At 72.4% G+C, this 10569-nt stretch carries 14 protein-coding genes; 12 read left to right on the forward strand and 2 right to left on the reverse strand.

All coding sequences use genetic code 11. The features are described from left to right. A partial coding sequence (locus ACIWVC_RS30905) for a hypothetical protein (protein WP_396454912.1) occupies positions 1-651 on the reverse strand: 651 nt, incomplete at its 3' end. A 341-nt stretch (positions 652-992) separates the two neighbouring features. Between ACIWVC_RS30905 and ACIWVC_RS30910 the strand changes: the two genes are divergently transcribed. From ACIWVC_RS30910 to ACIWVC_RS30950, 9 genes are all read left to right on the forward strand, one after another. Further along, entirely contained in the window at positions 993-1325 is a 333-nt protein-coding gene (locus ACIWVC_RS30910) for a hypothetical protein (protein WP_396454913.1), read from the forward strand. 262 nt (positions 1326-1587) lie between these two features. Beyond that, positions 1588-2025, forward strand: coding sequence for a hypothetical protein (locus ACIWVC_RS30915; RefSeq protein ID WP_396451877.1), 438 nt, complete (start codon positions 1588-1590; stop codon positions 2023-2025). Next, positions 2025-3053, forward strand: coding sequence for a phenol 2-monooxygenase (locus tag ACIWVC_RS30920; protein ID WP_396451878.1), 1029 nt, complete (start codon positions 2025-2027; stop codon positions 3051-3053). The genes ACIWVC_RS30915 and ACIWVC_RS30920 overlap by 1 nt, the downstream gene beginning before the upstream one ends. After that, positions 3050-3352 carry an MmoB/DmpM family protein gene (locus tag ACIWVC_RS30925; RefSeq protein ID WP_396451880.1) on the forward strand — a complete coding sequence of 101 codons (303 nt, stop codon included), beginning with the start codon at positions 3050-3052 and terminating at the stop codon, positions 3350-3352. Before ACIWVC_RS30920 ends, ACIWVC_RS30925 begins: the two co-directional genes overlap by 4 nt. Before the next feature lie 6 nt (positions 3353-3358). After that, the gene (locus tag ACIWVC_RS30930; protein ID WP_396451882.1) at positions 3359-4867 is read left to right on the forward strand and encodes a YHS domain-containing protein; all 1509 of its coding nucleotides are present in this window, start codon (positions 3359-3361) and stop codon (positions 4865-4867) included. Between the two features lie 5 nt (positions 4868-4872). Continuing rightward, entirely contained in the window at positions 4873-5196 is a 324-nt protein-coding gene (locus ACIWVC_RS30935) for a phenol hydroxylase subunit P4 (protein WP_396451884.1), read from the forward strand. A gap of 10 nt (positions 5197-5206) precedes the next feature. Beyond that, on the forward strand, positions 5207-5599 hold the full coding sequence (locus ACIWVC_RS30940) for a 2Fe-2S iron-sulfur cluster-binding protein (RefSeq protein WP_396451886.1): 393 nt from the start codon (positions 5207-5209) through the stop codon (positions 5597-5599). Next, positions 5599-6510: a catechol 2,3-dioxygenase gene (locus ACIWVC_RS30945; protein WP_396451888.1), complete on the forward strand. Its 912-nt coding sequence runs from the start codon at positions 5599-5601 to the stop codon at positions 6508-6510. Before ACIWVC_RS30940 ends, ACIWVC_RS30945 begins: the two co-directional genes overlap by 1 nt. 93 nt (positions 6511-6603) lie before the next feature. Then, positions 6604-7662, forward strand: a complete 1059-nt coding sequence (locus tag ACIWVC_RS30950) for an NADH:ubiquinone reductase (Na(+)-transporting) subunit F (protein ID WP_396451890.1) — start codon at positions 6604-6606, stop codon at positions 7660-7662. Between the two features lie 160 nt (positions 7663-7822). Here the strand turns inward: ACIWVC_RS30950 and ACIWVC_RS30955 are convergent, their stop codons facing one another. After that, entirely contained in the window at positions 7823-8581 is a 759-nt protein-coding gene (locus ACIWVC_RS30955) for an IclR family transcriptional regulator (RefSeq protein WP_396451892.1), read from the reverse strand. A gap of 88 nt (positions 8582-8669) precedes the next feature. Here ACIWVC_RS30955 and ACIWVC_RS30960 point away from each other — a divergent pair, with 88 nt between their 5' ends. From ACIWVC_RS30960 to ACIWVC_RS30970, 3 genes are all read left to right on the forward strand, one after another. Further along, positions 8670-9461 (forward strand): IclR family transcriptional regulator, encoded by a 792-nt coding sequence (locus ACIWVC_RS30960; protein WP_396451894.1) that lies wholly within the window; start codon positions 8670-8672, stop codon positions 9459-9461. A gap of 193 nt (positions 9462-9654) precedes the next feature. After that, the gene (locus tag ACIWVC_RS30965) at positions 9655-10437 is read left to right on the forward strand and encodes a 2-keto-4-pentenoate hydratase (RefSeq protein ID WP_396454914.1); all 783 of its coding nucleotides are present in this window, start codon (positions 9655-9657) and stop codon (positions 10435-10437) included. Position 10438: 1 nt separating this feature from the next. Next, positions 10439-10569, forward strand: a 131-nt coding sequence (locus ACIWVC_RS30970) for a tautomerase family protein (RefSeq protein ID WP_396454918.1), incomplete at its 3' end; no start/stop codon positions are given.

The following is a 10569-nucleotide window of genomic DNA, read 5'->3' on the forward strand; positions in this document are numbered from 1 at the left end:
GGTGGCGCGCTCCTGGTCCCCCCACCAGCCGCGGACATGCGGTGACCAGTGCTGGAAGCTGACTCCCAGCGGTGGTCTGGGCCCGGTCGGGGGGAACTGCTCGTCTGCCCGCCCCGATGCCGCCAGCAGCACCGCCCAGTAGGTGGTCTGGTAGCCGCTCCACGATTTGGGCTCGCCCGTCCGGGCGAGTTCGACGCAGATGGGCTCGGCCGCCTGCAGTGCGGCATGGGCGCCGGTGGCCGTTGCGCTCATGCCGAGCAGCCGCGCATGGTTGACCAGCGCATACACCAGGCAGGCCATGGGGCCGGTCTGCTGATCGACCGACAGGCGACACCTCTCGGCTAGATCGTTGGATCTGGCGATGGCCGCCTGGATGTCTCCGGCGGCCTCTAGTTGGACTGCCCAGGCCATGAGGTTCCAGTCGCCGGTGCCGCTGGATGCCTCGTCGTGGGCTTCTGCCTCGACGAGGTCGGCGTAGACGGCGGCGGCTTCTGCGTGGCGGCCCTCTTCGGCCAGCGCGACGGCCCAGGAATGCAGGCCCGGCTCGCCCGCGGCTCGGCCTCGGCGAGAACGCGATAGACCCTGATCCGCTCGGCCGGGGTGAGGCGTTTGCCGCGCAGCAGCGTGACCCGCGCCTGAGCGATGGCCCATTCATCCATGAACGCTACCCGCCGTGAACCGCGGCCACCCGAGCGGAGGCGTCGGGCGCTCTTTCGCGCTGCGGGGCGATGGGTAGGGGTGCATTGCCGCAACTTTATGATCGGCGGCCATCCGGGTCGAGGGTGAAGTGTGCCGACCCCGGGCCCCCGGCCGGGGCGCGGTCTGCGTGTGCGCGGCACGCCGGCCGGGACCAGCTACGCATCCGGAGGCGATCTGGTCGCCGAATCTGCAGTGATCAGTTACTCCGATCTCGGCCGTCCCACGGGACTGCGGAGCAACCTGTCACCTACGTCAGCGGAACTGAGTACCGGGCCGGCGGCGTTCCCGCCGTCATGCGGGCCCTTCTGGAGGCCGGGCATCTGCACGGCGAGGCCATGACGGTCACCGGCTGGACCGTCGCCGAGAACCTGGCCGACGCCCCGCCCGCCGACCGGCGGTCATCGCCCCGTCGACGATGCCGCCGCGCCGCGCGGCGGGCTCCTCGTCATGACCAGGAACCTGTTCGAGTCCGCGGTCATGAAGAGGGCCCGATGAAGCCGACCGCCGTCCTCGTCAACACCGCGCGCGGGGCCCATCGTGGAGGACGCGGCGCTTCACCGGGCGCTCACCGAGGGACGGATCGCCGGTGCGGCGCATCGCCGCCGAAGAGGCCGTGCGGGTCCTGACCGGGCGGCCGGCCCTGTCCCCGGTCAACGACGTGACACCCGTCCCCTGACGGCCGGGGCCCCGCGAAACCTCGTCCAAGCCGCGCACGGACGGGACGGAACGGGCGCGGTGCGGGACGCCGGGTCGGAGGAGGAGCCACCGGACGGATCCGGCGCCGGTTCGATCTTGAGGATTCGGGGGCGCCGCCGGGCCCGGAGCTGAGGTGTTCCGCAGCACGGAACGAAAGCGCGGCACCTCGTGCGGGGTGGCGATGGTATGCGCATGACGCCGTTCATGGTGGCGGTCGCGGAGGCGTACCAGGGCAAACCGGTGGAGGCCCCGCGGACCGTGCAGAGTCGGCCCAGGCCGACGGGAGTGGGCACAGACCGGCATGTGGCCGTCCGGTCGCTGGCCGAGCAGCTCGTGTGCGAGGCCAACGCCGTCCTCGCCGGGTCGGGTGAGCTCGTCGAGCTCGAAGACCGGCCCGGGGTGGGGGAGCTCGCGTTCTCGATGCGCGTTCGCGGCAGGGAGGCGCGGATCTCCACGAGGTACGCGGACGGCGTCACTCGCGGCCGGCTCTGGTGGCCCGATGCCGCGACCCCGCGGGGCGAGGCGCGTGAACTCGCCGGAGCGGAGGACGTCGGGAACCTCATCCTGCGGCTCCTGCGGGTCGCGGCCGCCCCCGACGTCAGCGGCGCGACCCGGCAAGGAGGCAGCTAGTGCAGTACGAACTACGGACCCAGGTGATCGCGCCGCTCAGGCCCACCTTCCAGAACCTGGTGGACCGCTACGGCGACCGTCCCGCCTCCCGCTACGAGGAGGGGACGATCGACGTCCAGGCCACCGAGCACTTCCACTACCGGCCGCTGTGGGATCCCGAGCACGAGATCTACGACGAGCGCCACTCGGCGCTGCGGCTCACCGACCCGTACTCGTTCACCGACCCGCGGCAGTACTACTACGCGCCCTACGTCACCGCCCGCGCGCAGCAGTTCGACGCGTTCGGCCGCACGATGGACTACATCGAGGACCACGGCCTCTTCGACCGGATGCCGCAGGACTGGCGGGGCCTGCTGGCCGCGGCCGTCCTGCCGGTGCGGCACTACGAGGGCGGAGCGCAGCTGATCTCGACGGCGGGGGCGCGGTTCGCCTACGGCACGAGCATCGAGCAGTGCCTGTCCTACGCCGCCTTCGACCGGATCGGCAACGCGCAGCTGCTCAGCCGGGTCGGCCTGGCGCTCGGCGGGGGAGGCACCGCCACCCTCGACGACGCCAAGCGCGCCTGGCTGGAGCTGGACGGCCTGCAGCCGCTGCGCAGGTACGTGGAGGAGCTGCTGGCCGAGCCCGACTGGGCCGTCGGCGCGTTCGCCCTCGATTTGGCCGACCGCCTGCTCTACCCGCTGCTGTACCGGCACCTGGACGAGCGCGCCCTGGCCGGCGGGGCGGGCGCGCTGAGCCTGGTCGCCCAGCACCTGCACGGCTGGTTCGGGGACCAGCGCCGCTGGTTCGACGCGCTGCTGGCCGCCTGGACCGCCGACCCGCAGCACGGCGCCGCCAACGCGGTGGTGCTGGCGCGGACCGCCGAGCGGATGCTCCCGCGCGCCGTCGAGGCGGTCGCCGGCCTCGCCGCCGTCGCGGACGCGGAGGCCGACACGGGCGCGCGGGCCATGACCGGCGAACTGGCGCGGCGGCTGCGCGCGGACCTCGCCGCCGCCGGCATCGGCGACGGGCGGGAGGAGATCGCATGACCGGCGCGAACGTCACCGGACGGTCCCGGACCGTCGGCGTCGACCTGCAGGCGAGCGGCGACGACGTCCGGAACCTGGTCGCGGCCATCGAGAAGGACAACCCGGACATCACCGTCCGGTACCTGCCCGGCCTGATCAAGATCCAGAAGACGGGCCCGCTGGTGATCCGCCGGGAGAGCGTCGAGGAACTGCTCGGCCGCCCGTGGGAGACCCACGAATTCCAGCTCGCGATCGTCTCGTACTACGGCCACGTGGACGAGTGGGACGACGACGAGATCGTCATCAAGTGGAGCCACTGAGGAGCCATGGCGAAACGACTTCCGCTCAAGCAGCGCTACGCGGCGCTGACCAGGGACGTGCACTGGGATCCGACCTACGTCGACCCCGCGAAGGTGTTCCCGTACACCTCGTTCGAGGGCATCAAGATCCACGACTGGTCGAAGTGGGAGGACCCCTTCCGCCTCACCGTGGACGCGTACCACAAGTACCAGGCGGAGAAGGACAAGCGGCTGTACGCCGTCCTGGACGGCTTCGCGCAGAGCCAGGGCCACCTGACGCTGTCGGACGCCCGGTACCTCAACGCGATGAAGCTCTTCCTGCAGGGCGTGACCCCGCTGGAGTACACCGCGCACCGGCAGTTCGCGTTCCTCGCCCGCTACCTGGACGGCGCCGGGCCGCGGTTCGCCGCGCTCTGCCAGAGCATCGACGAACTGCGGCACGCGCAGACCGAGATCCACACCCTGGCCGGCTACAACCGGTACTACCCCGGCTTCCACAGCTGGAGCAAGATGCACGACCGGGTGTGGTACCTGTCGGTGCCCAAGTCGTTCTTCGACGACGCCGTGTCGGCCGGGCCGTTCGAGTTCCTCATCGCGATCTCGTTCAGCTTCGAGTACCTGCTGACGAACCTGCTGTTCGTCCCGTTCATGAGCGGCGCCAGCTTCAACGGCGACCTGCCGTCGATGACGTTCGGGTTCTCCGCGCAGAGCGATGAGAGCCGGCACATGACGCTCGGCCTGGAGGCCATCAAGTTCCTGCTGGAGCAGGACGAGGCGAACGTGCCGATCATCCAGGAGTGGATCGACAAGTGGTTCTGGCGCGGGTACCGGCTCGCCGGGCTGGTCGCCGCGATGATGGACTACATGCTCCCCCGGAAGGTGATGAGCTGGAAGGAGGCGTTCGAGCTCTACTTCGAGGAGCAGATGCTCGGCGGGCTCTTCCCCGACCTCGCCTTCTACGGGATCGAGCCGCCGCGGCACGTCGCGCAGGCCGTCGAGGAGAAGGAGATCGTCTCCCACCAGGTCTACTGGGTGCTCTACCAGTTCTCCTTCGCCGCGGCGTTCACCACGACGGTCCCCGAGCCGGAAGAGATGGCCTGGCTGTCCCAGCAGTACCCGGACACCTTCGACCGGTACTACGCGCCGCTGTGGGAGCGGGCGCGGGCCGTACAGGACGGCGGCGGCCGGTTCTTCTTCCAGGGCCTGCCGCAGCTGTGCCAGGTGTGCCAGATCCCGATGGCGTTCACCGAGCCCGGCGACCCGTCGACGATCTGCCAGCGGCACAGCGAGTTCCGCGGCGAGCGGTTCGACTTCTGCTCGGACGGCTGCAAGTGGATCTTCGACCGGGAGCCGGAGAAGTACGTGCAGGCGTGGCTGCCCGTCCACCAGATCTACCAGGGCAACTGCGGCGGGCCGACCGTCCCGGAGGTGCTGGCCTGGTACGGCGTCGGCGACGGAGACAACGGCGAGTACGCGGGCTCGCCGGAGCAGCGGAACTGGCGGCTGTGGCACGAGCCCGCGACGGTGGAGGGCTGAGCGAGATGACCGTGCGCGCCCTCTCACCCGGCTACGACTTCCCGTCCCGTTCGCGGGCGGAGCTGTACGGGGACGACCAGCTCGTCAACGTGCTGTGGCGGGGCAACATGATGTTCTGCTCCGCGGCCTGCTTCCGCGCGCCCAAGGCGATGACCTGGGCGGCGTTCGTCGAGCAGATGGTCGACCCGTGGGCCGGCTCCGACCCCGGCTACGTGCCCGGCTCGCCCCGCGGCTGGGTGCTGGACGGCCGGCCGCTCGAACCGGACGGCGAGCGGACGCTGGCCGACCTCGGCGTCGGCCACAAGAGCCTCCTCGAGTTCACGGTCTGACATGGTCGGCGTGACCGTGGAGGCGACCGGGGTGACCGTCGCGCTGCGGGCCGGCGAGACCATCCTCGCCGGCCTGGCGCGGGCCGGGTACGCCTACCGGGCGGGCTGCCGCCGCGGCGGCTGCGGCGTGTGCCGCGCCGAGGTCACGGCCGGGGAGGTCGAGCACCGCGGCGGCGTCGCCGCCGCGGCCCTGCCGGCGGCCGAGGCCGCCGCCGGGGCGTGCCTGACCTGCCGGGCCGTCCCGCTGACCGACGTGGTGATCCGCCTTCCGGACGACGCGCGGTTCCGCTGCGTCGCCCCCCTTCTCGCCGGCCTCGCCGGCGTCTCGACAGCGGCCGGCCCCGCGGCGGGGCCCGGCCGGAAACCCCAGCCCGGATCGCTGGAACAGCAAGGAGAACACTGATGGGCGTCATGAGACTGGGCTACGTCCACGCCCGCGTGACCGACCTCGCGGAGGCACGTTCCCACTACGGGGACACGCTCGGCATGCGGCTCGTCCACGAGGAGGCCGGGCGGCTCTACTACAAGGCGTGGGACGAGTACGACCACCACTCCGTCGTCCTCGACGAGGGCGGGGTCGGCCTGGTCAAGCTGGGCTACAAGGTCGAACGGCCCGAGGACCTCGCCGAGTTCGAGAAGCGCGCCCAGGCGTTCGGCTGCCTCACCGAGCGGATGAGCAAGGGCGACAACCTGGCGGTCGGCGACGGGGTGCGGATCGTGCTGCCGTCCGACCACGTCCTGGAGCTGTACGCCGACATCGAGGTCACCGGCACTGAGACGGGGACGCTGAACCCCGACCCGTTCCCGCGCCACCTGGTCGGCGTCGGCGTCCCGCGCATCGACCACGCGCTGATCACCGCCGAGGATCCCGCCCTCTCCGAGCGGTTCTTCGCCGAGGTCCTGGACTTCAAGGTCTCCGAGCGGGTGGTCACCGATCTCGACGGCGGCGACACGATCGGCACGTGGATGTTCTGCACCAACACCCCGCACGACATCGCGGTCATCAACGGGCCGAACGGGAAGCTGCACCACTTCGCCTACTACCTGACGGACTGGAACGACATCCTGCACGCCGGTGACCTGTTCGCGATGGACGACGTCTCGGTGGACATCGGCCCCACCCGGCACGGGATCACCCGCGGGTCCACGATCTACTTCTTCGACCCGTCGGGCAACCGCAACGAGGTGTTCTCCGGCGGCTACATGACCTACCCGGACTTCCCGACGATCACCTGGACCGCGGACCAGCTCGGCAAGGGGATCTTCTACATCAGCCGCGAACTGAACGAGCGGTTCACCACGGTCCTCACCTGAGCGGCGGGTCCCCGCGGCCCGCCGGTGCGCAGACCGGCGGGCCGCGGGACCCGACGCGGAGGGACCGGACACCGACTGCGGAAGGAGACCCCGATGCCGGCGACGCACCGGGTCACTGTCGAACCCCTCGGGCAGGAGGTCGACTGCCGGGAGGACCAGACCGTCCTGGACGCGTGCCTGCGCGCCGGGGTGTGGGTGCCGCACGCGTGCACGCACGGCACCTGCGGCACCTGCAAGGCGCAGGTCATCGAAGGGGAGGTCGACCACGGCGAGGTCTCGGCGTTCGCGCTGATGGACTTCGAGCGGGACGAGGGCATGGCGCTGCTGTGCTGCGCCCGGCCCCGCAGCGACCTGACAATCGAGGCCGACGTCGAGGACGAACCGGACGTCACCACCTATCCCGTCACCGACTTCGCCGGTACGGTCGCGGCGGTCGAGGACTGCGCGCTGGACACCCGCCGCCTGCTGATCGACCTGGACCGGCCCATCCGGTTCAACCCCGGGCAGTACGTGTCGGTCGAGGTGCCCGGCGCCGGAGTCACCCGCACGTACTCGATCGCCGGCCCGCCGTCGCGACCCGGGCGGATCGAGTTGCACGTCCGCCGCACGCCGGGCGGCGTCGCCAGCGACGGATGGGTCTTCCGGACGCTGGGCACCGGCGACCCCGTCCGGCTGACCGGGCCCTACGGGCGGTTCTTCTGGCGGCCCGCGCGGCGGGAACCGGCCATCCTGATCGCCGGCGGCACCGGCCTGGCCCCGCTCAAGGCCATGGTCCTGCACGTGCTGGAGGGCGACTCGGAGCAGCGCATGGACCTGTACCACGGCGGCAGGACCGCCGCCCACATGTACGACGTCGAGGAGTTCCGGGCGCTCGCCGCCGACCATCCGGACCGGTTCCGCTACCTGCCCTGCCTGTCGGAGGACTCCGCGCCCGGATACCACCGAGGGCTGGTGACCGACGTCCTCGCCCGGGAGATGGACACCTGCCGGGGCCATGTGGCCTACGTGTGCGGGCCGCCGCCCATGGTGGAGGCCGCGATCAGGACGTTGATGGCCAAGCGGCTGTTTCCGCGCGACATCTACCGCGAGGACTTCTTCGACTCCGCCGACCGGGCGCGCGGCGGTGTGCGCAGCCCGCTGCTGAAGAGGTGAGGACGATCACCGGCGGTGAGCAGGCCGCCCGCCCCGAGACCGGAGCCGCGGCCGTGGCGGGCGGGACGCCCCAGGGAGCACCGCGCCCCGCCACCGCCTGAGGGGCCACCGCCTGCGGGTCCGTCGACGCGTCCCGCCGTCCTGACCCGGCCGCACCGGGTCAGGACGGCGCGCGCAGCGCACGGGACAGGGCCAGCGCGGCCGTGCGCACCGCTGGAGCCATGCGCTCCAGCTTCATCCCGGTGCTCCACCCCGATATCGACAGCGCGCCGACGACCGCGCCGTCCGAGCCGAACACCGGGCTGGCCGCGCACACCACCCCGTCGCCGGACTCCTCCCGGTCGAACGCGCAGCCGGCCGCGCGGATCCCCTCCAGCTCCCGCCTGAGCAGGCGCGGCAGCACGATCGTGCGGCGGCTCAGCCGCGGCAGCCCGGCCGCGATGACGGCGTCCACCGTCTCGGGCGGGGAGAAGGCCAGCATCGCCTTCCCCACCCCGGTGGCGTGGGCCGGGAGCCGCCCGCCGACGCGGGACGGCATCGCGGGCGCGTCGGCGCTGCGCAGGATCTCCAGGTAGACGACCTCCGGCCCGTCCAGCACGGCCAGGTGGACGATCTGGTGCGTGGCGTCCCGCAGATCGGCCATGAACGGGAGCGCCGCGGCGCGCAGGTCCCGCCGGAGCGGGACGAGCTGCCCGAGTTCGAACAGCCGGAGCCCGAGCCGCACCCGCGACCCCGACCGGTCGAGGAGCCCGTGCGCGGTGAGCGCGCGGACCAGCCGGTGGACGGTCGACTTCGGCAGCCCGGTGCGGCGCGACAGCTCCGACACCCCCAGCGCGCCGTCCTCGGCGCCGAACGCGCCCAGGATGGCGGCCGACCTGCCGACGACCGTCTCCGATTCGTGCCGTCCAGCGGAACACATGTATTGATAATCGCCAGGTTATGGACAACTGTCTATTGCATTGCGGATGCCCGTTCATCTGGGGATTTCGACCTTGGGAGGTGGCGCGATGCCCGGGACCGAAGCCACGGCCCGCAGAGGTTCCGCGCGCGGCGGCCCCGAAGGCGGACTGCGGTCCGTGCTCACCGCCCTGGACCTGCTCGACTGCTTCACCAGCGACACCGAACTCGGGGTCTCCGACATCGCGCGCCGCCTGGGCGTCGCCAAGAGCACCGCGCACCGGCTGCTGACGACGCTGTGCGCCCGCGGGTTCGCCGAGCAGAACCCGCAGACCGGCTGCTACCGGCTCGGCTTCCACCTCTACGAGCTGGGGCAGCTCGCGGTCAGCCGGATGGACCTGCACGCGGCCGCGCTGCCGCTGCTGGAGGAGCTGCGGGAGCGCACCGGCCGGGCCGTCCACCTCGCGATCCCCGACCAGGGCGAAGTCATGTACCTGGAGCGGCTGCAGACGGTGCGCGTGTCCCGGCTCTTCACCGGCGTCGGCCGGCGGCTGCCCGCCCACTGCACCAGCTCCGGCAAGGCCATCGCCGCGTTCAACCCGCTGGTGGCGCGGGCCCGGACCGCCGCCGGGTTCACCGGGCTCACCAGCTCCTCGATCCGCAGCGCCGCGCACTTCGAGCGGGAACTCGCCGGCGTCCGCCGCGCCGGGTACGCGGTCAACCACGACGAGGCCAAGTTCGGGCTGAGCTCCGTCGCCGCCCCGGTGCGCGACCGCACCGGGGTGGCCCGCGCCGCGATCTCCCTGGTCGGGCCGACGTCCGAGGTCGGCGCCGTGCTGGAGCGGGACGCCCGGCTGGCCGGAGCGGCCGCGCGCCGGCTGTCCCGCCGGCTGTGCCTGTGACGCGCCGCTGAGCGTTCCGCACCGTGGAACGGATCGCCGGACCGGACCGTCCGGTACCTAGCGTTCTCGTTACCGGCCGGGCACGGCCGCCGGCGCACGCGGCGGCCTGCCGGTGCGAGCGGTGAAGGCGGCCGCGGACGCGGTCACGCCGTGCCTCGGCCGTCCCGGCGGACGAGGACGAGAGGAACCGGCGATGAGCGCATGGACGGTCGGGCGCGCGGCGGCGGAACTGCTGGCGGCCGAACGGGACCGGCGGGACCGCGCGCCCCTCACCGGCGAATGGCCGGACCTGGATCTGGCCGCCGCCTACCGCGTCCAGGACGAGATCCTGCGGCGCAAGTGCGAGGCCGGCGAGCGGGTCTCGGGCGTCAAGCTGGGCCTGACGTCCCGCGCCAAGCAGCGCCGGATGGGCGTCGACGCCCCGCTGACGGCCTGGCTCACCGACGCGATGGCACTGCCGGAGGGCGCGCCCGTCCCGCTCGATGAGCTGATCCATCCGCGGGTCGAGCCGGAGATCGTCTTCGTGCTCGGCGACCGGTTGGAAGGGCCCGGGATGACGGCCGGGCGGGCGCTGGCCGCGGTCACCTCGGTGCACGCCGGCCTGGAGGTCATCGACAGCCGCTACACCGACTTCCGCTTCACGCTGCCCGACGTCGTCGCGGACAACGCGTCCTCGGGGCGGTACACCGTCGGGGCACCGGCCCGCCGCCCGCGGGAACTCGACCTCGCCGCGGAGGAATGCCTGCTGGAGGTGGACGGCGAGGTCGCCGACCGCGCCACCGGCGCCGCCGTCCTGGGGCATCCGGCCGAGGCGCTGGCGCTGGCCGTGAACGTCCTGGCGGAGCGCGGCCGGGCGCTGGAACCCGGCTGGATCGTCCTGACCGGCGGCATGACCGACGCCGTTCCGCTCGCGCCCGGCACGCGCGTCACCGCGCGCTTCGCCGGCCTCGGGACCGTCACCGTCCGGGGGAGCTGAGATGCCGCTGGTGGACATCACCCTCGTCGAGGGACGGCCGCCCGAGCGGATCCGGACGCTGATCCACGAGGTGCACGAGGCCGTCCGCCGGGCCCTGGACGCGCCCGGCGCCGCCATCCGCGTCGTCGTCCG

It is taken from the genome of Actinomadura sp. (genome assembly GCF_044508335.1).
GTDB lineage: Bacteria > Actinomycetota > Actinomycetes > Streptosporangiales > Streptosporangiaceae > Spirillospora.